18 protein-coding genes and 3 pseudogenes are annotated in these 22,658 nt (G+C 62.2%); 12 read left to right on the forward strand and 9 right to left on the reverse strand.

The features are described 5' to 3' along the window. Window positions 1–4: 4 nt before the first annotated feature. The 5 genes and pseudogenes from ACUN0G_RS18765 to ACUN0G_RS18785 all read right to left on the reverse strand — a co-directional run bounded on the left by ACUN0G_RS18765 (window position 5) and on the right by ACUN0G_RS18785 (window position 5,687). Window positions 5–1,132 (reverse strand): DUF1120 domain-containing protein, encoded by a 1,128-nt coding sequence (locus ACUN0G_RS18765; RefSeq protein WP_445573995.1) that lies wholly within the window; start codon window positions 1,130–1,132, stop codon window positions 5–7. A gap of 11 nt (window positions 1,133–1,143) precedes the next feature. Next, window positions 1,144–3,511 (reverse strand): annotated as a pseudogene (locus tag ACUN0G_RS18770) (fimbria/pilus outer membrane usher protein). A 141-nt stretch (window positions 3,512–3,652) separates the two neighbouring features. After that, the gene (locus ACUN0G_RS18775) at window positions 3,653–4,351 is read right to left on the reverse strand and encodes a fimbria/pilus chaperone family protein (RefSeq protein ID WP_421524211.1); all 699 of its coding nucleotides are present in this window, start codon (window positions 4,349–4,351) and stop codon (window positions 3,653–3,655) included. 15 nt (window positions 4,352–4,366) lie between these two features. Beyond that, window positions 4,367–4,993: a DUF1120 domain-containing protein gene (locus ACUN0G_RS18780; RefSeq protein WP_445573996.1), complete on the reverse strand. Its 627-nt coding sequence runs from the start codon at window positions 4,991–4,993 to the stop codon at window positions 4,367–4,369. A gap of 64 nt (window positions 4,994–5,057) precedes the next feature. Beyond that, the gene (locus tag ACUN0G_RS18785; RefSeq protein WP_445573997.1) at window positions 5,058–5,687 is read right to left on the reverse strand and encodes a DUF1120 domain-containing protein; all 630 of its coding nucleotides are present in this window, start codon (window positions 5,685–5,687) and stop codon (window positions 5,058–5,060) included. A 128-nt stretch (window positions 5,688–5,815) separates the two neighbouring features. Between ACUN0G_RS18785 and ACUN0G_RS18790 the strand changes: the two genes are divergently transcribed. Further along, window positions 5,816–5,992, forward strand: coding sequence for a twin-arginine translocation signal domain-containing protein (locus ACUN0G_RS18790; protein ID WP_445575568.1), 177 nt, complete (start codon window positions 5,816–5,818; stop codon window positions 5,990–5,992). An 83-nt stretch (window positions 5,993–6,075) separates the two neighbouring features. Here the strand turns inward: ACUN0G_RS18790 and ACUN0G_RS18795 are convergent. After that, window positions 6,076–6,348: pseudogene (locus ACUN0G_RS18795) on the reverse strand (DUF1120 domain-containing protein); the annotation flags it as partial. Between the two features lie 42 nt (window positions 6,349–6,390). Continuing rightward, window positions 6,391–7,020 (reverse strand): DUF1120 domain-containing protein, encoded by a 630-nt coding sequence (locus ACUN0G_RS18800; protein ID WP_445573998.1) that lies wholly within the window; start codon window positions 7,018–7,020, stop codon window positions 6,391–6,393. A 507-nt stretch (window positions 7,021–7,527) separates the two neighbouring features. Between ACUN0G_RS18800 and ACUN0G_RS18805 the strand changes: the two genes are divergently transcribed. From ACUN0G_RS18805 to dacB, 7 genes are all read left to right on the forward strand, one after another. Further along, window positions 7,528–8,268, forward strand: coding sequence for a response regulator (locus ACUN0G_RS18805; protein WP_445575569.1), 741 nt, complete (start codon window positions 7,528–7,530; stop codon window positions 8,266–8,268). A gap of 201 nt (window positions 8,269–8,469) precedes the next feature. Then, window positions 8,470–9,105, forward strand: coding sequence for a response regulator (locus ACUN0G_RS18810; RefSeq protein WP_421524206.1), 636 nt, complete (start codon window positions 8,470–8,472; stop codon window positions 9,103–9,105). Window positions 9,106–9,205: 100 nt separating this feature from the next. Beyond that, window positions 9,206–9,676, forward strand: coding sequence for a nuclear transport factor 2 family protein (locus tag ACUN0G_RS18815; RefSeq protein WP_445573999.1), 471 nt, complete (start codon window positions 9,206–9,208; stop codon window positions 9,674–9,676). 36 nt (window positions 9,677–9,712) lie between these two features. After that, window positions 9,713–9,988, forward strand: a complete 276-nt coding sequence (locus ACUN0G_RS18820; RefSeq protein ID WP_445574000.1) for a GIY-YIG nuclease family protein — start codon at window positions 9,713–9,715, stop codon at window positions 9,986–9,988. A 75-nt stretch (window positions 9,989–10,063) separates the two neighbouring features. Next, window positions 10,064–10,999 (forward strand): glutathione S-transferase family protein, encoded by a 936-nt coding sequence (locus ACUN0G_RS18825; RefSeq protein WP_445574001.1) that lies wholly within the window; start codon window positions 10,064–10,066, stop codon window positions 10,997–10,999. 110 nt (window positions 11,000–11,109) lie between these two features. Next, window positions 11,110–13,536, forward strand: coding sequence for a TonB-dependent siderophore receptor (locus ACUN0G_RS18830; RefSeq protein ID WP_445574002.1), 2,427 nt, complete (start codon window positions 11,110–11,112; stop codon window positions 13,534–13,536). A 101-nt stretch (window positions 13,537–13,637) separates the two neighbouring features. Beyond that, entirely contained in the window at window positions 13,638–15,098 is a 1,461-nt protein-coding gene (gene dacB, locus ACUN0G_RS18835; protein ID WP_445574003.1) for a D-alanyl-D-alanine carboxypeptidase/D-alanyl-D-alanine endopeptidase, read from the forward strand. Between the two features lie 135 nt (window positions 15,099–15,233). On the opposite strand, the gene ACUN0G_RS18840 is transcribed toward dacB, so the two are convergent. After that, window positions 15,234–16,109: a helix-turn-helix domain-containing protein gene (locus tag ACUN0G_RS18840; protein WP_063027310.1), complete on the reverse strand. Its 876-nt coding sequence runs from the start codon at window positions 16,107–16,109 to the stop codon at window positions 15,234–15,236. A 137-nt stretch (window positions 16,110–16,246) separates the two neighbouring features. On the opposite strand from ACUN0G_RS18840, the gene ACUN0G_RS18845 reads away from it, so the two are divergent. After that, the gene (locus tag ACUN0G_RS18845) at window positions 16,247–17,158 is read left to right on the forward strand and encodes a DMT family transporter (RefSeq protein ID WP_177044446.1); all 912 of its coding nucleotides are present in this window, start codon (window positions 16,247–16,249) and stop codon (window positions 17,156–17,158) included. A gap of 139 nt (window positions 17,159–17,297) precedes the next feature. Here ACUN0G_RS18845 and norR read toward each other — a convergent pair whose 3' ends face one another. Continuing rightward, the gene (gene norR / locus ACUN0G_RS18850; RefSeq protein WP_445574004.1) at window positions 17,298–18,842 is read right to left on the reverse strand and encodes a nitric oxide reductase transcriptional regulator NorR; all 1,545 of its coding nucleotides are present in this window, start codon (window positions 18,840–18,842) and stop codon (window positions 17,298–17,300) included. Window positions 18,843–18,989: 147 nt separating this feature from the next. Between norR and hmpA the strand changes: the two are divergent. The 3 genes and pseudogenes from hmpA (at window position 18,990) to cyoA (ending at window position 22,656) form a co-directional block, all read left to right on the forward strand. Further along, a pseudogene (gene hmpA / locus ACUN0G_RS18855) lies at window positions 18,990–20,170 on the forward strand (NO-inducible flavohemoprotein). 236 nt (window positions 20,171–20,406) lie between these two features. Further along, the gene (locus ACUN0G_RS18860; RefSeq protein ID WP_258347750.1) at window positions 20,407–20,913 is read left to right on the forward strand and encodes a disulfide bond formation protein B; all 507 of its coding nucleotides are present in this window, start codon (window positions 20,407–20,409) and stop codon (window positions 20,911–20,913) included. Between the two features lie 801 nt (window positions 20,914–21,714). Beyond that, entirely contained in the window at window positions 21,715–22,656 is a 942-nt protein-coding gene (cyoA, locus tag ACUN0G_RS18865) for a ubiquinol oxidase subunit II (RefSeq protein ID WP_445575570.1), read from the forward strand. Window positions 22,657–22,658: the final 2 nt, after the last annotated feature.

Consider the following 22,658-nt stretch of genomic DNA (forward strand, 5'->3'; position numbering starts at 1 on the left):
TTGATCAGAGGTAGATGATTTCAATCGTGCCCGAACCGTCGAGCAGTACTTCCGTACGCAGATCCAGGCTGTTCATGGGCGATAGAACGGCGCGCACGCTGACCTGCCCGCTCAGGTTCTGAATCGCCGAGGGGCCGGCATTGCTGCCGGGTAGAGCGGTAAAGCCGAGCAAACTGCTGCTGCCGATGGGAATGGGGTAGGCGTTGGAACTGCTCCAGGCCACGCCACCGGTGGTGGAGTCGGTGCGGTACACCTGAGGCAGGGCGTCGGCGCGCAGGTCGAAGGGGTCGAAATAGAGAAAGTAGCGACCGATCTTATTGCGGCTGTCATCCAATCCCAGGCCGTAGGCGGTTTCATCGGTGCCGCCGGTGGCCGAGCCTCTACGGTTGTCGTGCATGCGCAAGGCAAAGTGAGTCGGACCGTCGCAGCCGATACTCAGCAGCAGGCTGCGGGAGGCCAGGCCGGTTTCCTTGTCGGCGTTCAGGCTCTTGGCCCACATACGGCCAAAGTCGATGATGCCGCCGTTGGACAGCGTGGTTTCGCAGGCCGCCGGAGCGAAGCCGGCTTGCACCGACAGCTCCCGGGCGCGGCCGGTGGCGACGGCGTCGATCAACCCGGTGGCTTCCCAGGTCACCGCGTCACGCACTTGTGTGGCGTCGGCCTGTGCCCAGGCATCGACCTGCAACTGCGCCGAGAAGCTGCTGCCGGTGGTCGGTACGCCGTCGCGCAACGGCACGATGGCCTGGTCGGGCCTCCAGTCGAGCGACCTGCCCCTGGCGCTGGGCGCCTGGCCTTGCCCGCCGGTCAACCCCAGTTCAACCGCCTGGCCGTCGAGTACCGCATCGCTGATGTGCACGCGGTAGCTGCCACGCTCGGTAAAGCGGTAGCGCTCGGCTGTCGCGGCCAGGGCCCGGTAGAACACGTGCATATCGGTGGGTGTCGGGCAGTTCAGGTTGAGGCTCAGGCGGCGCTCCCCCAGCACAATTTCTGCGCCGGGGTTGCGCTGCACGGCGCGGTTCATCACGCCGAAATCCAGGCGCGACTGGCTTAGGGTCAATTGGCATTCGTCGGCGTGCGCCCGGCTCTGGACGATGGCGCCCAAGGCCATTCCCAGCAGTAACAATCGCTTCATCACAGTCTTCCTCATGGCGTCCCACAACGCGCCGGGGCGGTTTCGAAATACACCTGCGGGTCGGCTTTTTCCGCGAGTTCAACCTGCAGTTCACAGCGGCTCATGCCCGGTGCCTTGACCCACAGGCGACGAGGGTCCAGCACGTTCGGCAGGAACACCTGGCTGCCTTCCTGCACCAGGGTCACGAACTCACCATCGGCGGTACTGACAGTCGCCCCACGGGGCAGTGGCGTGCCGTGGTCGGTGGTCACGGTGAGCAAGGCACGGCGGGTCAGGGCCACACCGAACTCCACGCGATCCACCGCACCGCGTCCGGCGCTGATGACGGCCAGGCCATTGCTGATATCGGCATTGCGCGGCAGCGACTGGGTTTGTACTTCCACGGGGCTGCGCCCGTAGGCGGACACTTGCGGTACCACCGCCTGGCCCTGGAAGTCGGTCCACACCGGGCCGCTGGGTGTGGTGAGCTTGCCCGGCCATATCGCCGACAGACACCAGCGCAAAGGTGTCGCGCACCGGGTAAGGCGAGAAGGTCACGCCACCGCTGTGGGCCACCACCGCGCCGCGTGCGCCGCCCTGGTAGCTGGAACGGTCGGCGTCCGAGCGGCTGTAGTTCATGTCCAGTTGTGCATAGCGCGGCAGATAGGACACGCCGAGGGTGGATTCCACTTGTTGGTCGCGGCTGTCGTGCTCGGCGCTGACCCGATAACTGAGTTGATCGTTGACCTGCTCGTTCACCCCCAGGCCGATGCGGTGCTCGCCACCGGAGTTGCGCACCCAGGAGCGCCCACGCCGGTTCTCACCCAGTGGCACGCTCAGGTTCAGGTACACCGCGTTCTCGTTATTCTGCCGGCCGCTGACCTGCCATTCGGCGCTGGCTGACAGCGACACACCGCGCACGCTGGTGCCCCACGAGGCCAGGGCACGACTGCTGTTTTCGCCGTTGAACGTGGTGGTGCGCGACAGGCCGGCAGTGAAGGCGCCCAGCCATGGATGGGCCCAACCCAGGGCGAGGCTCTGTTGGTCGCGATAGCGGGTGAGGCGACCTTCGTCGTCCCGTGAGTCGTAGTAGGCGGCGTCTTCCAGCTCCCGATAGCCCATGGTGCGGTGGGAGGCGCCGGCGGTGATCGACCATTGCCGGCCCAGGCGCTGGGACAGGCTCAGGTCGGTCTGTACGCCGCGTTCACCCAGGCGTTGGGCATCGGCAATCTGGGTCGACAGTTGTACCTGGCCGTCTGGCCACGGCAACAGGCCGAGGCTGGCACCCGTGGCACGGTAGTCTTCGGCGGCAAGCGCGCCGGCCCCCAGGCTCAGGCGCGGGTTCAAGGCGCCGCTCCAGCCGCCGCTGATCACCCATGGATCGTCGCCCCGTGTATCGCCGATATTGCGCACCCGGCCCGCTCCCAGCGAGTAACCCGGCGCTGGCAGGCCGATGCCGAGCATCGCCGCCGGCACGGTGAAGCGCCGCTCTTCGCCGCTGCTTTCCTTGACCGTCACTTCAACGTCGGAGCGTGTGTTCAGGCGCCGTACGTCGGTGAGGGAGAACGGCCCGGCCGGCACCACGGTGGAGTGAATCAGCGCGCCGTTCTGGCGTACCTCGACCTGGGCCGGGCTGTTGGCGATGCCGCTGATGGTCGAGCCCTGTTCCTGGTCCTGCAGGGCCTGTTCGGTAAACAGCTGCATGCCGGTGATCTGCGCGGATGACAGCACCGGGTTGTAGAGGTTGATCTGCCCGGCCTGCAACACCGCCTGCTGCTCGGCGAAGGTGCGCTGGGCATAGGCTTCCAGGTGGGTACTGCGGGACCGGGAGTCTTGCCAGGTCTGTACCTGGCGGCTGCGCACGATCCAGTCGCCCGCGTTGAAGCCCAGCTCGGTATTGGCCGAGCCGAAGCGGCTGGCGTCGTCGCCATAGCGGTTGTACAAACCGGTGAGGTCGTAGTTGAGCAAGCCGGCGAACCCTCCGGTTTCATAACCGGACAGCTCACGTTGGCGCGGGCGCAGGGCATCGGTGGGCACCATCAGGCTCACGCTCAGGCTGGCGGGATCTTGCTCCACCACGGTTTGCGGGTATTCGCCGAGGAAGTCATGGCAAGTGCTGTCGCCCAGCGGCGCCGGTATCACCAGGTCGGCGGCGTCCAGCAGCGGGCGGTCAAAGCACAGCGCGCCCTGGCTGTCGAACTGCACATCAAGCCGGCCACGGCGCTGGCCGTTCACCGTCAGGCTCACGGCGTGGCGGCCGCTGCTGTAGCGCGGTGCGTCGAGCAGCAGGTAGGCCAGCTCCGGGTCGATACCGCGCTGGTGCAGGGTTTGCGCGTCGAAGGCGTCGGCCCAGGCATCGGCCGACAGCAACGCCATGGTCAGTGGCAGCGCGGCCCGCATCCGGGCGGGGCGTAAAGGACAGTCGGGCACGGCTTCGCCAGCCGGGTCAGTGGTTACTGTGTTCACGTAAAGGCACTCAGGTTATGGAAGCCGGCAACGGTTGGCGGGCTCCCCGGTGACAGTCACAGGGCTGTCACTTCGTTATTCAGCGTTTGCGGCGGTTATCGGTGCTTCATAGGCGGCGACGGCAAAGCCGTACACGGTGGCCGGTTGCAGGCGTACGGCCGTGGCGGTGTGAGACGTGCTGAGCCGCAGGGTTTCGCCGGGCAACACATAAGTGCGCGGTAGCACCAGGCTCTGCTTGCCCGGCAGCAATTGCAGCTCCTGGGCCAGGCGCACCACATAAGGCGTAGGGTTGGCGACGTTCAGGTGACCACCGTTCAGGGACCAGGTCAGCCCGGTCCAGGGGGTGCGGTTCGGCGCCAGGCCCTTGGGATGAATGATCACCGGCAGGTTCTGGCGCACGGTCACGCCCACCCGAGCGTGACCTGCCTGGGCGGCATCACGGTCCTTGGGCATGCCTTCGAAGATCACCCGTTTCAGGCGTTGGGTTGTCAGGGGCGTGGGGTTGCGCAGAATGAAGCGCACCAGCTGGCTTTTGTCGGCCTCGACCCGGGACAGGGGCGGGGTGACGAACAGCAACGATTCGGTGTCTTCCGGAATGTCTTCCAGGGTGACGTGCAACAGGGCCAGCTTACCGTCGGTGTTGGTCACCGACACCGAGGCTTCGCCGTTGGCCTCGTTGACGATCACCACCGAGGTGTCGGGCACCATGCCGTCGGCAAACGCCTGGGTGCTCAGCAGCCAGCCAAGGGCCAGCAAGGTTGGATAGGTCTTCATGACGCACTTCCTAAGTTAGAGATAACGCAGGTCCAGAACCAATGAGCCATCGAGGGGAACGTCCTGTCTGAGGGTCAGACGGTTCGCCGGGTGGATGGTGGTCTGTGCGCGGATCCGGGTGGTCAGGGTGACGATGGGTTCCGGAAACGGTCGGCCGGGACGGGCAAAGCCCATCAGGGTCTTGGGGTGGATGGCCGGTTGGGGGAACCAGAGGCCGGCTCCGGGGTTTGACACCAGTGACTGCATGGCCTGGCCGTCGCCCAGCGCGGCTTCGAACGCCAGGCCGACCGTGCCCAGGTGTTCCGTGGGGGCATTGGGGTTTTTCCCCAGGCCGTAGGTGGTGTCCGGTGCGGCAGACGAATCTTCGCGGCTGTCCATGCCGATCAGGGCAAACAACAAGGGGCCGCTGCAGTGGATCTCCACGTCCAGCCATTGGCTGGGCAACGGGGTGGGCGCCTCCTGGTTGAGGGTATGTGCAGGGATGCTGCCGTGGTCGATGACGCCGCTGCCGGAGAGCGCGATGGTGCAGGAACTGGGGGTGACCAGGCCCGAGAGGGTCATCTCGGTGGCGGTGCTGGCAAACACGCTAGAGCCGGTGTTGAGCAATAACAGCGCCGCGTACAGGCGTAGGGTTCTGTTCATCATTCGGTCTTCAATGTGTTCGGTGCAAGTAAGGCGCCTCGCCGCGAACGGCGAGGCCGCAGGTTTACAGGTACTTCACTTCGAACGTGGCGGAGCCGTCGATGGGGTGTTCATCGCTCAGGTCCAGGCTGTCGGCCCGGGCGATATGCCCGTAGACGAGCAAGTCGGTGGTGACTTGCTGGATCGACACCGGTAGCCAGACACCGCTGGACTTGTCACCGAAAGCTCCCAGCGCGTTGACTGGCAATATTGCGTCGCCTGAGTCGGTCCAGGTGATGCCGTTATCCATTGATTCCAGCACGCTGACAGCACCCGAGTCGGCGACTGCGTTCAGCAGGACCACGTCATACGCGCCCAGCTTCTGCGTGCCGTTGATCAACCCCAGCCCATAACCGCCGCCGGCGGAGTTGGACCCGGCACGGTTGTCGGTGCCCTTGATGGCGAAGAGTGTGCCGCCTTCGCAGGTAATGGTCAGTTGCAGGGTGGTGAGCGGCAGTTGTGTGACGGTGGTGAGGTTCAGGTCTTTGGCGGAAATCTTGCCGTAGTCGACTACCCCACTGCCCGACAGGCTGGGCGTGCAGGCATTGGGGGTAATCACCCCTTTGACGGTCAGGTCGACGGTTGACGCCGCCAGGGCAGAGGCGCTGCTGCCGATCAGCAGCGCGGTGACCAGGGCATTGAGCGTGAGTTTCATGGGGCACACGTTTCCTTTCGGGTGGGGTCGGTTGGGTAAAGGGTCACAGGTACTTCAGTTGTACGGTGGCGTGGCCGTCCAGCGGCACTTCGTCGAGTACGGTCAAGCGGTCGGTACCATCTACCATCGTGTACACGCGCAGATCGGCACTGAAGCGCTCCACGGCAATCGGCGTCACGCTGTTGCCGGCGGCGGCGATGGACGTAATCAAGCTATGGCCGAGGAACACCGACGGGCTCCAGGTGGCGCCGCCATCGGTTGAGGTAATGGTTTTGGCGGCGAGGCCATCGGCCACGGCGTTGTAGAGACCGAAGCCGGTACTGCCAAGTTTTTCGTCGTTGGTAGTTGTGCCCAGACCGTGCCAGTTCTGGTTGATCGCCGCGGTACCTGCGCGGTTGTCGATGGTGTTCAGCGCAATGAACGTCGGCGCGTCACACAGGATTTCCAGTTGCATGACCTGCCACTGCAGAGAGGTGGGGCGATCCGCACTGAGTTCCTTGGCTGCCATCTTTCCGTAATCCACGACACCTCCGCTGGAGAGCATGGGTTCACAGGCATTCGGCGTGATGGTGCCCGTGACGGCGAGGTCGGTACTGCTGGCGGCCAGCACGGTGGGGGCCAGCAGCAAAGTGGCGAGAAAGACAGCGGATGAGGAATTCATGGGCGAGCGGCACCTTTGGTTGCAGTCGATGACGTTAAGGGTTTAGAGGTACATCACTTCGATGGTGGCCGAGCCGTCGATATTGACTTCGTTGCTCAGGTCCAGGCCGTCGGTGCGGTTGATGTAGCCGCTGTAGGCCACGGGGGTGACCAGTTGCTGGGTGGCACGCGGGGTGCTGGCGTCTGCCAGGGTGGCGACCGAGAGATAGGTGCCGGTTTCAAAGTTGTTCCAACGCTCCCAGGTGACGCCATTGTCGAAAGACCCGATGGCTTGCACGGTTTCGCCGTCGGCCTGGGGCGGGCTACCGGTGGCGCCGAGGGTCAAGCTATAGGAACCCAGCTTTTGCGTGCCATTGATAAATCCCAGCCCGAAGCCGCTGCCGGTGCCGGAGCCAATACGGTTGTCGGTCGCCTTGAGGGCGAAGATCACCGGCGCATCGCAGGTCACGGTCATTTGCAAAGTGACTTTTGGCAACAGGGTGATCTGGGTGGTGTTCAAGTCCTTGGCCGACATCTTGCCGTGGTCGATGACGCCACCACCGGACAGGCTAGGCGTGCAGGCATTCGGGGTGATGATGCCCTTGACGGTCAGGTCCACGGTACTGGCGGCGAAGGCGGGAGCGGTGCCGGTGATCAGCAGGGCGCTGGCGACGGCGATCAGGTGCTTGTTCATGGTGTGTTGTCTCAGTGTTGGGTCAACTGACGGGTGCGTGTCACCGCAGCGCAGAAATAGAGGCGCGGGTCGGCGTAGGGTCAGTTCGGATAGTTGGCCGCCAGGTGAAGTGGCGGGTTGCCCTCTTGGGGTGGGGCGCAATTTAGCGCCGGGGGGGGAGGCGGGGAAATACAAGAATTACGACAATCTGCTATCGCTATGGCTCGCTTTCGTCAAGTCGGAATTTGCGGGCTGTCGTGTAGGAAAAACTGTCTTTTTCGTAGTAGTTGTATCGCTAGAGTGGTATTCATATGGATAGCTTGATTCGGTAATGGGTGCCAAAAGAATGATCTAAAAATCTTCGTCGCGCGCACCCTCACCTGACGATGTGCCTGGGTCGCCCAATGACCCTGGCAGGTCGGCACCGATATCGAGGTGGCCATGACGCCAAGCGTGTTTGCTGACGACGCCCCCAGGCAGCAAACCGTGCCATGGCGCAGCCCTCCTGCTCACTGGAAGCATCTGCGCGTGCTGGTCGCCGAAGACCATCAGGCCTATCGCGCCTTGATGGGCTGGTTTCTGCAAAAATTCGAAGTCGACTACGCGTTGGTAGGCAACGGACAAGCCGCGTTGACGGCCATCGCCCTGCGGCCTTTCGACCTGGTGATCAGCGATTGCCGCATGCCGGTGCTGGATGGCTACAGCATGGCTCGTGAGATCAGGCGGCGTGAGGCCGTACACGGTCACCCGCGTGTGCCGATCATTGCCCTGACCGCCAAACTTTCCCCGGACGATGCCCGCCGCTGCCTTGAGGCCGGCATGGATGCCTGGCTGCTCAAGCCGCTGACTTTGGAACAATTGCGCAGGGTGCTGGAGCAGTGGTTGCCACAGCCGCCGGGCGCGGCTACCGGTCCGAGCCCGCCTGCCACAACCTCCGCCAGGGCGCACTGGCCGACCCGCGCCGAACTGATCAAGACATTTGGTGATGAACAGGTGGTGAACCAGATGTTGCGCACCCTGGTATTGGAGGCCGAGGCTGATTACGCAGGCCTGGTACAGGCTTGCCGTATCGTCGACCCGCATGCATTGGTCGACTGTCTGCATCGCCTGGCGGGAGGCCTGGCGTTTTTTGGCGAGACTGAGCTGGACCGCTGTGCGGGGGAGTTGATCGAGCAGGTGCGCAAGTACGGCATTCGGTACAACTCGCGGGCATTGCAGCAGTTCGACCAGGACCTGCTGGTGTACCTGCGCTATTTGACAGATTTATGACACTTCCCCCAGTTTTTGTAGGGAGTGTTACCTATGTGTGTAGGCTTGATTTGTAAGGGATTTCCTTTTTTGTTGTAGGTAAAAAATCATCCACTTAAGAACACGGGACACAAGTGAAAACCACGCTTGGGTAGGCGGTTGTTGCTCACGTCGGACAGGGTTATTTTGCGCAAATCAATTCGCCATCACTCATGGGTTCCTATGCTTCGCGTAATTATTGCTGACGATCATCCCATTGTCCGAGTCGGGCAAAAGGTGGTGATCGAGGCCAGCGGCAAGTGCAAAGTAGTCGGTGAGGCCAATGGCCCGGATGAGCTGCTGCGGGTACTGGATGCCACCCCGTGCGACGTACTGGTGACGGACTTCGCCATGCCGGGCGGGCAGCAGGCTGACGGCTATGTGTTGTTGGGCTTGTTGCAACGCCAATACCCCGGAGTGCCGGTGATCCTGGTGACAATGTTCGCCAACATCGCCACCCTGCGGGCTTCGTTCGCCGAGGGCGCCCGAGGCATTGTCGCCAAGAGTGCATCGGCCAAGGAGTTGCCCACGGCAATCAAGGAGGTCTGCGAGGGCAAGACCTTCATCAGCGAGTCCCTGCGGACCCAGTTGGTGCAGGCCGGCACGGGCGATCAATCACAACCGCCGCAACTGTCGGGCAAGGAACGCGAAGTGGTGCGCATGCTGGCCAGCGGCATGACCGTCAGCCAGATTGCCGCGCGGGTCAATCGCAGCATCTCCACCATCAGCAAACAGAAAAGCACCGCCATGAACCGGCTGTGTATCTCCACTGATGTGGATTTGTTCGCCTATGCTCGCAGCAGCGGAATGGTGCCCTGAAGGGATGGGACGAGGTATTCCTGGCGTTGATGCCAGTAGTGTTCCCGGGCCTTGGGGATTATCGTACCGACCATCCAAACCCCCTTTGCGGAAACTGCCCATGAGCGACGCCCATAACGCCCTGATCACCGAGTTCTACAGCGCCTTCCAGCGCCTGGATGCCGAGGCCATGAGCGCCTGTTACACCGACGACGTGGTGTTCAGCGACCCGGCATTCGGTGAACTGCGTGGCCGTGGTGCCGGCGACATGTGGCGCATGCTGACCACCCGGGCCAAGGACTTTTCCCTGACCTTCGACAGTGTGCGCAGCGATGAAATCACCGGCAGCGCCCACTGGGTGGCGACCTACCTGTTCAGCGCCACGGGCAACACCGTGGTCAACGATATCCGGGCGCGTTTTGTATTTCGCGACGGCAAGATCTGCGAGCATCACGACCACTTCGACCTGTGGCGCTGGTCACGCCAGGCGTTGGGCACCAAAGGGCTGTTGCTGGGTTGGACGCCGCTGGTGAAAAACGCCGTGCGGGCCCAGGCCCTGAAAGGGTTGAAGGCGTTCCAGGCCAGTCGTTGATAAGATTGGCGTTCCTTTGGTTTGCCGAATTGATCCGTGACGACTCCTTCTGAAGCCAAGCCGTGGTTTGTCTACCTGGTACGTGCCGCCAATGGCTCGCTCTATTGCGGGATCAGCAACGACCCGGTGCGCCGTTTTGCCATGCACCAGAGCGGCAAGGGCGCGCGGTTTTTTCTCTCGAGCCCCGCCGTGGCGCTGGTGTACACCGAGGCATGCTTCAGCAAGGCCGAGGCGTTGCGCCAGGAACGTCTGATCAAAAAACTCAAGAAAAGCGCCAAGGAGTGCCTGGCGGCGATCGGCCCATCAGTTTGACTGATAGGTTCCCATGCGCGCCTTTGCCGGGTTTGCAGGCTAAGCTGGACGCTCACTCATTGAGCGGAGCCTGGCATGACTGAGTTGATCCTGCACCACTACCCGCAATCCCCGTTTGCCGAAAAAGCCCGGCTATTGCTGGGCTTCAAGGGCTTGTCCTGGCGTTCGGTGCACATTTCACCGGTGATGCCCAAGCCTGACTTGACCGCCCTCACCGGCGGCTATCGCAAGACCCCGGTGTTGCAGGTGGGCGCCGATATCTACTGCGACACCGCTTTGATCGCCCGCCGCCTGGAGCTGGAAAAGTCCGCGCCGGCGCTGTTTCCCCAAGGCCTGGAACTGGTCAGCCAAAGCTTCGCCGCCTGGGCTGATTCGACAGTGTTCTCCCATGCCGTGAGCCTGGTGTTCCAGCCGGAATCCCTGGCGGTCAAGTTCGCCAAAGTGCCGCCGCAAATGCTCCAGGTGCTGGTGGCCGACCGCAGCAAATTGTTCAGTGGCGGCACGGCCACCCGTGTGCAACTGGATCAGGCCAAGCATCAATGGCCGGTGATCATCGGTCGTATCAATCAGCAGTTGCAGCACCAGCAGGGCGACTTCCTGTTCGGCGAGCCGTCGATTGCCGACTTCGCCCTGGCGCACCCGTTGTGGTTCCTCATGGGGTCGCCGGTGACCTCGCCGCTGGTGGAAACCTATCCTGCGGTGGCCGCCTGGCTGGCCCGGGTGTTGAGTTTCGGCCATGGCACGTCGAGCCAGATGAGCGCCGAGCAAGCCCTGGAAGTCGCGCGCAATGCCACGCCGGCCAACCTGCCGGAAGAGATTTTCGAAGACCCGAACGGCTTCAAGCCCGGCCAGCAAGTGACCCTCAGCGCCACTGACTACGGCACCGATCCGGTGGCCGGGGAACTGCTGTTTGCCGGGAGTGAAGAGCTGATTCTGCGGCGCACCGATGAACGCGCCGGCACCGTCCATGTGCACGTTCCGCGCTTCGGATTTCGGATCCAACCGGCGTGACTGAAATTATTTTCAAATCGGTGTGAGGTAAACCTGTCGGCCATCCGTGTAGTGCTTGAAACTGCGATCAATTCGCATTAACAGCGCTTTTTACACACGGGTTCTCAAGCATGAAGTCCAGGGCAACGTCGGCGGGTTCGGTTAAACATTGGCTGGGAGCCTCGGTATTGGCGGTTTCGGGGTTGGCGCTGCTGCCCCTGGGCGTGGCGCAGGCGGCTGAGGCGCAGCAGCAGAGCACGCTGTTCAACTTTGCCCTGGCCGCCAAGCCGCTGCCCCAGGCCTTGAGCGACTTCACCCGGGTGACCGGCATCAGCGTGGTCTACACCGACGAAGCGCCCTATGCGATCAAGGCTCCGGCGATCAGCGGGCAGATGAGCGCGGCCCAGGCCATGCAACGCCTGCTGGGTAATTCCGGCTTTACTTTCCGCCAGATCGACGCCCGCACCCTGGCCCTTGAGCCACTGCCGACCGACGGCGCGCTGAACCTCGGCGCCACTACCATCAGCGGTGCCGCCCTGGCCTCGGATACCACCAGCTATCAGCCGCCGCCTACCAGTTCGGTGATGCGTTCCCACGGCCTGCTGCTGGAAACCCCACAAACCGTCAACGTCGTGCCGGCCCAGGTGATTCGCGATCAACAGCCGCGCAACCTCGACGATGCCCTGGCTAACGTCAGCGGCATTACCCAGGCCAACACGTTGGGCAGCACCCAGGACGCGGTGATGTTGCGTGGTTTTGGTGACAACCGAAGCGGTTCGATCATGCAGGACGGCATGCCGCTGGTGCAGGGCCGCGCGATGAACTCCACCGCCGAGCGCGTCGAAGTGCTCAAGGGCCCGTCGTCGTTGCTGTACGGCATCCAGGATCCGGGTGGCGTGGTCAACATCGTGAGCAAGAAACCCGAGCTGATTCAATCCACCTCGCTGACGGCGCGCGGCTCGACCTTTGGTGACGGCAAGAACGGCAGCGGCGGTAACCTCGACACCACGGGCCCGATCGGTGACAGCGGGTTGGCGTATCGCCTGATCGTTGACCATGAAGACGAAGATTACTGGCGCAACTACGGTACCCACCGCGAGAGCCTGATCGCCCCGTCGCTGGCCTGGTACGGCGAGAACACCAAGCTGTTGTTCGCCTATGAGCACCGGGAGTTTCTCTCGCCGTTTGACCGGGGGACCGCCATCAGCCCTACGACCAACCATCCGCTGGATATTCCGGCTACCCGTCGGCTGGACGAACCGTTCAATAATATGGAAGGCCGCTCTGACCTGTACCGCTTCGAGGCCGACCATGACCTGAATGACGACTGGAAGGCCCACTTCGGCTATAGCTGGAACCGCGAAACCTACGATGCCAGCCAGGTGCGCGTGGTCAAGGTCAACACCAACGGCACCCTGACCCGCAGCATGGACGGCACCCAGGGCGCGCTGACCACGGACCGCTTCGCCACCGCCAGCCTTGAAGGTAAGGTCAATGTCGCCGGCATGCAGCACGACCTGACCTTCGGCCTGGATGACGAGTACCGCAAGATCTACCGGGCCGACCTGATCCGCCAGTCGCCCCGTGGCACGTTCAACTACAACGATCCGGTCTATGGCAATGAAGTGGCGGGCAGCAAAGTCAGCGCGCCGGACAGTAACCAGACCGACCTGCTGCGCAGCGATTCGCTGTTTATGCAGGACGCGATCCACCTCACCGACCAGTGGATCCTGGTGGGCGGCGCGCGTTATCAGATGTACGACCAATACGCCGGCAAGGGCGTCCCGTTCACCGCCAACACCGACGGCAATGGCCAGAAATGGGTACCACGGGTCGGCCTGGTGTACCGCTACACCGACGAGCTGTCGTTCTATGGCAGCTACACCGAGTCGTTCAAGCCCAACTCCACCATCGCGCCTCTGGCCAATAAAACGATACTGGATGGCAGCCTTGAGCCGGAGCAATCGAAGTCCTGGGAATTGGGGACCAAACTCGATATACCGGGCCGCATCACCGCCAGCGCCGCCCTGTTCAACATCGAAAAACGCAACGTGCTGGTGCAGGTGGGCGATGGCCTGACTTCGGTGTACAGCGTCGCCGGCAAGGTGCGCTCCCGTGGTCTGGAACTGGATGCCAGCGGCCAACTGACGGACAAGTGGAGCGTGATCGGCAGCTATGCCTACACCGATGCCGAGGTTACTGAGGACCCCGAATACAAAGGTAATCGCCTGCAAAACGTCGCGAAGAACACCGGCTCGCTGTCGGCGGTGTATGACTTCGGCAGCATCCTCGGTGGCGATCAACTGCGGGTCGGCGCCGGTGCACGTTATGTCGGCGAGCGCTCGGGCGATGCGGCCAACAGTTTCGACTTGCCGGGCTACACCGTGGCCGATGCGTTTGCCACCTATGACACTAAAATCGAGGGGCAGAAGGTCAAGTTCCAGCTCAACGTGAAGAACCTGTTTGACCGAACCTATTACACCTCCGCAGTGAACACTCAGTTCGTGTCCATCGGCGATGCGCGGCAGGTGTCGGTGTCCAGCACCCTGACGTTCTAATTTCGGCTGCACCGTATGGCGCGGTAGCCGGCTGCCTCGCCATACGGTTGTCGAGCTGCTAGCGTGGCCGCCATTAATGACTTTGCGGGAACACGATACCGATGCAGTTGGGACGATGGATACACACCGGCGGGCTGCTGCTGGGCTTGAGCGTGTTGCTGGGCGGTTGCGCCACGGCGCCGAAAACTTCCACCAGCGCCACCCTCGACCAGTTGCTGGCCGACCCAGCCTTACACGGTGCCAGCGTGTCGCTGATGGTGCGCGACGCCCGCAGCGGCAGCACGCTCTACGAACACGACCCACGCACACGGCTGACGCCGGCCTCCAGCCTCAAGTTGCTGACCACTGCAGCGGCGATGGATGTGCTGGGGCCGCAGTACCGTTTTGCCACGCAACTGTTGAGCGACGGCACCCGCCAGGGCGCGGTGCTTAATGGCAACCTCTACCTGCGCGGCCTGGGCGACCCGACGATCCAGTGGGCGGATTACCAGGCGTTGGCCGCCAGCCTGGCGCAGCAGGGCATCCAGCAAGTGCAGGGCGACCTGGTGTTCGATGACACGTTCTTCGACGCCGAGCGCCTGGGCACCGACTGGTCCCAGGACGATGAAAGCACCTACTACGGCGCGCAGATTTCGGCGCTGACAGTGTCGCCCAATGACGACTTCGATGCGGGTTCCTTGCTGGTCACGGCCAAGGCGCCGGCCGTGGCGGGGCGCCCGGTGACGGTGGATATCAGCCCGGCGACCGACTACGTGCAGATTGGCAACCGTGCCGTCAGCGGCCTGGGCAACAGCTATGGGATCAATCGCCAGCACGGCACCAACCTGTTGCGCCTCAGTGGCGCATTGGCCCCGGGCAAGCAGAGTCGGCAATTGGTCAGCGTCTGGGAGCCGACGCAACTGGTGGCCAATCTGTTTGGGCAGGCATTGGCGCAGCAGGGAATTGTCGTGCAAGGGCGTCGGATGATCGGGGGTGTGACGCCGACCACGGCGACGGTGCTTGCGATGCATGAGTCGGCGCCGTTGCAGGAATTGATCACGCCGCTGCTCAAGCTTTCCAACAACAACATGTCTGAAGCACTGCTCAAGACCCTGGGCCGCAAGACCGTGAATGCCGGTACGGCGCCTGCCGGTGTGGCGGCGGTGGCGGGGTTCCTGAAGCGTCAAGGGATTGATACGGCGACGTTGAACCAGGTGGACGGTTCGGGCTTGTCCCGGCGCAATCTGGTGTCGTCGCAGAACCTGACGGACGTGCTGCTGGCCGCCAGCAAACAGCCCTGGTTCAACGCCTGGTACAACGCCTTGCCGGTTGCCGGTAATCCGGGCCGGATGGTGGGTGGGAGCTTGCGCTATCGCCTGCGGGGCACGGCGGCGGAAAACAACCTGCACGGCAAGACCGGCTCGATGAACGGCGTGTCGTCGTTGACCGGTTATGTCACCGATGCCAAGGGACGCCAGTTGGTGTTTTCGATGGTGACCAACAATTACGTGGTCGCAGGCGCGCGGGTCAAGGCGCTGGAAAACCGTCTGGCCACGGCACTGGCCAACAGCACGGACTATTGAGCACCGAAGATCAAATGTGGGAGCGGGCTTGCTCGCGAATGCGGTATGACAGTCAACACATGTACTGACTGATCCACCGCTTTCGCGAGCAAGCCCGCTCCCACATTGGTGCTGTGCAGTCAGGCAGATTGCATTTCAAGGCAGGAACGCCTGGCGGTATTCCCCGGGCGTCGCGCCCATCGCCTGGCGGAACCGGTTGGTAAAGTGGCTGGCACTGGAAAACCCGCATGCCAGCGCAATCTCGCCCAAGGGCAATGACCCGCCACGCAACAACTCCCGGGCGCGGGCCAGGCGCCGCGCCAGCAGGTACTGGTGGGGCGGCAGGCCAAAGCTCTCGCGAAACATCCGCGCGAAGTGGTACTCCGACAAGGCGCACAAGCCTGCCAACTGCCCCAGGCTGATTGGCTCGGCCAGTTGCTGGTCGATGTGCTCCACCAATTGCCGACGCTGGTGGGCGGCCAGCCCGCCTTTCAAGCGCAACCCCTCACGCATCCCTACCTGGCTGAGCAAGGTATGGCTGAGCATTTCATGGGCCAGGCTGCTGGTCAGCAGGCGCTCGCCGGGTTCTTTCCAGTTCAGGCTGATCAACTGGTGAAAGCGCCGGGCCTGCTGCGCGTCGTCGAGGAAGGTGCTTTCACGCAATTGCAACTCGCGGGGTTCACGGTCCAGCAAGGTCACGCAGCCCAGGGCGAATTGCTCCGGGCTGAAATACACATGGGCCAGGCGGATTTCGCCGTTGATCACCCAGGCCGACTGATGCTCGGCCGGCAGGATGCACAACTTGTCCGGGCCGCCCTTGGTGCCGGGCTGGTCGCGGCGAAAGGTGCCGGTGCCGCCGCCGATGTAGCAGGACAGGGTGTGATGGTCGGGGGCTTCGTAATCCTGGGCGTCGTGATGGTTGCTCCACAAGGCTGCAGACAAGCCGTCACCGAGCTCGGCGCACAGCTCAAGGCGAGCGTTGGGCGAGCGGTTGAGGGATTGAAAGACTTGCAGGGTTTCCAGTGGCGGCATATTCGTACTCTCTGACAGCTCGCATCCTACTCCCAGCGGCGATTCCTGTGATCCCGGCAGCCGACAAAAGCGCAAGAATGTGCAAGAGGCTGGGTGCCGCCCGGGGCGAAACTGTGGCTCAACCCTCGGAGCCCGCCATGAACCTTTTCCTGTATTTACTTACCGTACTGATCTGGGGCACCACCTGGATTGCCCTCAAGTGGCAGCTGGGCGTGGTGGCGATTCCGGTGTCCATCGTTTATCGCTTTGGCCTGGCGGCGCTGGTGCTGTTCGTGATGCTGCTGCTCAGCCGCAAGCTGCAGGTGATGAACCGCCGTGGGCATTTGATCTGCCTGGCCCAGGGGCTGTGCCTGTTTTGCGTCAACTTCATGTGCTTCCTGACCGCCAGCCAGTGGATTCCCAGCGGCCTGGTGGCGGTGGTGTTCTCGACGGCGACCTTGTGGAACGCGCTGAACGCTCGGGTGTTCTTTGGCCAGAAGGTCGCACGCAATGTATTGATGGGCGGCGGCCTCGGGTTGTTGGGCCTCGGGCTGTTGTTCTGGCCGGAATTGGTGGGGCACACCGCCAGCCCGCAAACCTTGCTCGGCCTGGGTTTGGCGCTGCTCGGTACGATGTGTTTTTCGGCGGGCAACCTGCTGTCGAGCCTGCAACAGAAGGCCGGCCTCAAGCCACTGACCACCAATGCCTGGGGCATGGCCTATGGCGCGTCGATGCTGGCGATGTACTGCGCGGTGCAGGGCATTCCGTTCGACATGGAATGGAACAGCCGCTACATCGGTTCGTTGCTGTACCTGGTGATCCCGGGGTCGGTGATCGGTTTTACCGCCTACCTGACCCTGGTCGGTCGCATGGGCCCGGAGCGGGCGGCGTATTGCACCGTGCTGTTCCCGGTGGTGGCGTTGAACGTCTCGGCGTTTGCCGAGGGCTATCAGTGGACAGCGCCGGCGTTGGCGGGGTTGGTGCTGGTGATGCTGGGGAATGTGTTGGTGTTTCGTAAGCCCAAGGCTGGCGCGCCAATCAATCCAATCTACAAGGCGAAGCAGGTTTAGTGTGGGAGCTGTCGAGCCCAAGCGAGGCTGCGATGCAGGCGTTGCGGTTTTGCAGGTGCACTGCAGTGATGCCATCGCAGCCTCGCTAAGGCTCGACAGCTCCCACAGTTGATCTCCTTTACCTGAGAATCACCGTTCATTACTTCAGGCCCAGGCGCTTGGCCATCCGCCCCAGGTTGGCCCGGTCCAGGCCCAGCTCGCGGGCGGCGCTGGCCCAGTTATGCTGGTGGCGTTCCAGGCAGGTGCTGATGACCTGGCGCTGGTAGTTCTCGGTGGCCAGGCGCAGGTCGCCGGTGACGTCCGGCACGGGGTCGGGCTGCTCTTCGAGCGGTGGTGCGGTGGCGTTAGGCAAGTCCAGGTCCGCCGCGCTGAGGCTGAGAATCTTCGGGCGCTCCCGGCAGTTGCCCAGGGCTTTCAAGGCACTGCGGCCGATCAAGTGTTCCAGTTCGCGCACATTCCCTGGCCATGTATAAGCCAGCAGTGCCGCCTGGGCATCGCTGGTCAGGCGCAGGCTGCCCAGGCCCATGCGTGAGCGGTTCTGTTCAAGGAAAAACCCCGCCAGCAACAGCACATCGCGACCACGCTCGCGCAAGGCAGGGACTTGCAGCGGGTACACACTCAAGCGGTGATAGAAGTCGGCACGATAACGACCGCTGCGCACTTCTTCGGCCAAATCGCGGTTAGTGGCGGCGATCAGGCGCACATCCACCTGATGCTCCTTGTCAGACCCCAGGCGCTGCAACTGGCCGCTTTGCAGCACCCGCAGCAGCTTGGCCTGCACGGTGAGGGACAATTCGCCTACTTCATCCAGGAACAGCGTGCCGCCATTCGCCAGCTCGAACTTGCCCCGGCGTTCGTTCAGCGCGCCGGTAAACGCCCCGCGCACATGCCCGAACAGCTCGCTTTCCACCAGGGTTTCCGGCAGGGCGGCGCAGTTGAGGCTGATCAGCGGTTTCTCGGCGCGGGATGAGGCGGCGTGGATCGCCTGGGCCACCAGCTCTTTGCCGACGCCGGTCTCGCCGGTGATCAGTACGGTCAAATCGCTGCCGCCCACCAGATTGATTTCTTCCACCAGGCGTTTGTGGGTCTTGCTCTGGCCGATCATCTCCTTGTGCTGCTGGCCGCTGGCCTGACGGTAGATTTCGGCCCGCTGGTGTTCGTCTTCGGCCCGCAGGGCCAGGCGTTCGATGCGTTCGGCAACATTCACCGTTGCGGCAGCGAGGCTGGCGAAGGCTTGCAGGGCGTCCAGTTCCACCCGCTCGAAACGCTCGGTGTCGAGGGCGTCGAGGGTCAGCAGGCCCCAGGGCTGGTCGTCGACAAACAGCGGGCAGCCCATGCAGTCGTGGACTTCCAGGTGCCCGTGCAGGCCGTCTACCAAACCGTCATAGGGGTCGGGCAGTTCGCTGTCGCTGTCAAAGCGGGTGGGGCCGGGGCTGCTGAGCAGCACACCAAAGCGCGGATGTTCGCTGACCTTGAAGCGCCGGCCGAGGGTGTCGGTGCTCAAGCCATCCACCGCCAGCGGCACCAGCCATTCGCCGTCGAGGCGCAGCAGGGCGGCGGCATCGCAGGGCAGCAGGGCGCGCATGGCCTGGAGCAGGCGCCGATAGCGCTCGCCTTCGGGCAGTTCGCGGGACAGGTCGGCGACCAGGGGCAGCAGGGTGGTGAGCAGCGGCTTCGCAGTCATAATGACTCCTTGTAGTCATAGTGACTATAAGGTGTAGGAAGTCATACTGACTACATTTAATTCAAGTTACTGATTTATAAGGTTTTATTAGTTGGCATGAATGCTGAGTAACCAAGGGTAATCAGTAAAAAGACTCAGGAGTCTGCCATGCTTAGTGCCCAAGACCGTGCCATCGTCAAATCTACCGTGCCCCTGCTGGAAAGTGGCGGCGAAGCCCTGATCACCCATTTCTACCGGATGATGCTGTCCGAGTACCCCGAAGTTCGCCCGCTGTTCAACCAGGCCCACCAGGCCAGCGGCGACCAGCCCCGGGCGTTGGCCAACGGCGTGCTGATGTACGCCCGCCACATCGACCAGTTGGACCAGTTGGGCGACCTGGTGGCGAAGATCATCAACAAGCACGTGGCCCTGCAGATTCTGCCGGAGCATTACCCGATTGTCGGTACCTGCCTGCTGCGAGCGATTTCCGAAGTGCTGGGCAGTGAAATCGCCACCCCTGAAGTGATGAGCGCCTGGGGCGCTGCCTATGGCCAACTGGCCGACATCCTGATCGGTGCCGAAGCGGCTATCTATAAAGAGAAGGAAGAAGCGCCGGGCGGCTGGCGTGGTGCGCGGCCTTTCACCTTGGTCAAGCGGGTAGAGGAGAGCGCGGAAATCATCTCGTTCTACTTCGCGCCAGTGGATAAAGGCCCGATCCTGGCCGCCGAGCCTGGGCAGTACATCGGCATGAAGCTGGTGCTGGAGGGCGAGGAAGTGCGCCGCAACTATTCCCTGTCGGCGCGTGGCGACTCGGGCCAGTACCGCATCAGCGTCAAGCGTGAAGCCGGTGGCCGGGTGTCGAACTACCTGCATGACCAGTTCCAGGTGGGCGCGACCATCGATCTGTTTCCGCCATCGGGGGAGTTCACGTTGCGGCCAGCGACAAGCCCCTGGTGCTGATCAGTGGTGGCGTGGGCATCACGCCAACCCTGCCGATGCTCGAAGCGGCCCTGGCCACCGAACGTCCGATTCACTTTATCCACTGCGCACGTAACGGCGGGGTGCATGCGTTCCGTGAGTGGGTGGATGGCCTGGCCGCGCAGCATCCGCAGCTCAAGCGTTTTTATTGCTACGCCGAAGATGATGGCGTGAGCCCGGCGGCGGACAAGGTTGGCATGCTGAGCCAGGAGCAACTGGCGGCGTGGTTGCCCCAGGAGCGGGACGTGGATGCGTATTTCCTGGGGCCTAAAGGCTTCATGGCGGCGATCAAGCGTCACTTGAAGGCCTTGGGTGTGCCGGAGCAGCAGAGCCGGTATGAGTTCTTTGGGCCGGCGTCGGCGCTGGAATAACCCACCCTCCCTGTAGGAGCGAGCTGGCTCGCGAAGAACGCAAGGGCATCGCGTATATCCAGAATGTACGCGTTATCGTTGACGTTTTTCGCGAGCAAGCTCGCTCCTACAGGGGGCATTAATCCGCTGTTAACCCTCCCTGTTTAAACCTCCACACGCCAACTGCTCAACTTTCACCGTCCGCGTGTAAACTTGCGGCCATTGGCACAACCAACATTGGCTAAAGGGAAACGGGGATGATCGACGAATTGCGTTTGGGCAGGGAGCGACGCTTTCTGGTACTGCTGGGCATTATCTGCCTGGCGCTGATCGGCGGGGCGCTGTACATGCAGGTGGTGCTGGGCGAGGCACCTTGCCCGCTGTGCATCCTGCAACGTTATGCCTTGCTGCTGATCGCGATCTTCGCCTTCATCGGTGCCGCCATGCGCACCACCCGCAGCGTCACGCTGTTTGAAGCACTGGTGACCCTCAGCGCCCTCGGGGGTGTCGCCGCCGCCGGCTATCACGTGTACATCCAGTTCTTTCCGAAGGTCAGCTGCGGCATCGATGTGCTGCAACCGATTGTCGATGGCTTGCCGCTGGCTTCAGTGTTCCCCCTGGGTTTCCAGGTCGACGGTTTCTGTGAGACGCCTTACCCGCCCGTTCTCGGCCTGTCCCTGGCGCAGTGGGCGCTGGTGGCCTTTGTGCTGACGGTCATCCTGGTGCCACTGGGTATTTACCGGAATCGCCAGAACAAAGCCTGAACCGTAAACAACCAAACGCCCCGGCCTTCCTTATAAAGAAGGACGGGGCGTTTTTGTTTGTAGGCATTTTGTGAAGGGACCGTGACGCGGGGCAAGTTTGGGTGCGCGCAGCGTGCGACATGTTGTCACACGGAAGCTGTCGCAGGACGTTTCTCACGCCCGTAAACGCGGCATAAATTTGCACAAGGCAGCGTTTTGTGGCTGTCAGTTCGTCGTTTGGCCGGGGCCGCGAGCGGCGTGAGGTACGCGACATTGCCTGATGTCCGAATGCCTTGTTTTTAGGGGACTTGGATCAGTTTTCGATGCCCTTACAGCCTGTAGGGGATGTGGCAAAGCGCCCAATAACACGGCAATTTTTGTGGTTTTTGTCGAGAATCAAACGCGATACGATCGCGGACCTTTGCAATAATGGTGAAGGATTATTGCTGGAAACGATAAAAATTATTTCTGGATAAGACATGGTTTATACATCGCTAGCTAACTACAATCGCCCGCACTGAATGTCCGGTGCTGCTCACCCGTGAGCAAACTAGGGCGGTCGAGAAGCGGATGTAACGTTTCATGCGACCCCAGGTGCCGGCAGCCTTTCAACTATCCGCACCAAATGGAATTGGTCTGTAACAAGGCCTTTGACCAACGAATTCGAATAAGAACTCACCGCTAGCCCGGGACGTGTCGATTCGCGCAAGGTGCGACGGGCAGGCCCTTATTCAATCGAAGAGAAATGCCAACCCTTGGCAGGGTGAAGTGTTGGCGATCAAAACCCAACTGCATTGCGCAAGCTGCTTTAGAGGTCGTGAGATGAGTAAAAACAGGTACCCCCGATTACTAGGCTTTTTGCCGCTGCTCGGCATGATATTAATGCTGGGAGGCTGCAAGTGGACCTTGCTCGACCCTAAAGGTCAGGTCGGTCTGGATCAACGCAACCTGATCATCACCGCCACCCTGCTGATGCTGTTGGTCGTGGTGCCCGTGATCATCATGACGTTCGCTTTCGCCTGGAAATACCGCGCGTCGAACACCAGCGCCACCTACGCGCCGAAGTGGTCGCACTCCACCAAGATCGAAATCGCGGTGTGGCTGGTGCCGATCCTCATCATCATCGCCCTGGGTTACATCACCTATAAGTCGACCCATGAGCTGGACCCGTACCGTCCGCTGGACTCCGACGTCAAGCCGATCAACATCGAAGTGGTCGCGCTGGACTGGAAGTGGCTGTTCATCTACCCGGACCTGGGTATCGCCACGGTGAACCAGATCCGGTTCCCGGAGAACACCCCGCTTAACTTCCGGATCACCTCCGACGCCGTGATGAACTCGTTCTTCATCCCTGCATTGGGTGGCCAGATCTACGCGATGGCAGGCATGCAGACTCGCCTGCACCTGATCGCGAACGAGAAAGCTGAAATGGAAGGCATCTCCGCCAACTACAGCGGTGCTGGCTTCACCGGCATGAAATTCAAAGCGATCTCGACGAGCCAGGAAGATTTCAACGCCTGGGTAGCCGAAGTCAAGGCCGCACCTAAACAGCTTGATCAAGCTGAATACGATGCCCTTGCCAAACCAAGCCAGAACAACCCAGTCGCCCTGTACTCCACGTACGAGCCGGACCTGTTTCAGAAAATCGTCGACAAGTACGAAGGTATGAAGCCAGGCAAGCCGGTCAAGCACGAGAAGAAAGAAGTGGCCGCGGTTGAAGGTTCTGACACGGGCTCGCATTCAACTGCTGGGGCAGAGGAGTAAAC

This window comes from Pseudomonas sp. 32A (assembly GCF_052682255.1).

What these genes read in the sequence shown, in the direction of transcription:
- ACUN0G_RS18775 (WP_421524211.1), bottom strand. Translation starts at nt 4,351, where the DNA reads ATGAAGACCTATCCAACCTTGCTGGCCCTTGGCTGGCTGCTGAGCACC.
- ACUN0G_RS18830 (WP_445574002.1), top strand. Translation starts at nt 11,110, where the DNA reads ATGAAGTCCAGGGCAACGTCGGCGGGTTCGGTTAAACATTGGCTGGGA.
- ACUN0G_RS18810 (WP_421524206.1), top strand. Translation starts at nt 8,470, where the DNA reads ATGCTTCGCGTAATTATTGCTGACGATCATCCCATTGTCCGAGTCGGG.
- ACUN0G_RS18780 (WP_445573996.1), bottom strand. Translation starts at nt 4,993, where the DNA reads ATGAACAGAACCCTACGCCTGTACGCGGCGCTGTTATTGCTCAACACC.
- ACUN0G_RS18845 (WP_177044446.1), top strand. Translation starts at nt 16,247, where the DNA reads ATGAACCTTTTCCTGTATTTACTTACCGTACTGATCTGGGGCACCACC.
- ACUN0G_RS18800 (WP_445573998.1), bottom strand. Translation starts at nt 7,020, where the DNA reads ATGAACAAGCACCTGATCGCCGTCGCCAGCGCCCTGCTGATCACCGGC.
- cyoA (WP_445575570.1), top strand. Translation starts at nt 21,715, where the DNA reads ATGAGTAAAAACAGGTACCCCCGATTACTAGGCTTTTTGCCGCTGCTC.
- norR (WP_445574004.1), bottom strand. Translation starts at nt 18,842, where the DNA reads ATGACTGCGAAGCCGCTGCTCACCACCCTGCTGCCCCTGGTCGCCGAC.
- dacB (WP_445574003.1), top strand. Translation starts at nt 13,638, where the DNA reads ATGCAGTTGGGACGATGGATACACACCGGCGGGCTGCTGCTGGGCTTG.
- ACUN0G_RS18860 (WP_258347750.1), top strand. Translation starts at nt 20,407, where the DNA reads ATGATCGACGAATTGCGTTTGGGCAGGGAGCGACGCTTTCTGGTACTG.
- ACUN0G_RS18765 (WP_445573995.1), bottom strand. Translation starts at nt 1,132, where the DNA reads ATGAAGCGATTGTTACTGCTGGGAATGGCCTTGGGCGCCATCGTCCAG.
- ACUN0G_RS18825 (WP_445574001.1), top strand. Translation starts at nt 10,064, where the DNA reads ATGACTGAGTTGATCCTGCACCACTACCCGCAATCCCCGTTTGCCGAA.
- ACUN0G_RS18785 (WP_445573997.1), bottom strand. Translation starts at nt 5,687, where the DNA reads ATGAAACTCACGCTCAATGCCCTGGTCACCGCGCTGCTGATCGGCAGC.
- ACUN0G_RS18815 (WP_445573999.1), top strand. Translation starts at nt 9,206, where the DNA reads ATGAGCGACGCCCATAACGCCCTGATCACCGAGTTCTACAGCGCCTTC.
- ACUN0G_RS18840 (WP_063027310.1), bottom strand. Translation starts at nt 16,109, where the DNA reads ATGCCGCCACTGGAAACCCTGCAAGTCTTTCAATCCCTCAACCGCTCG.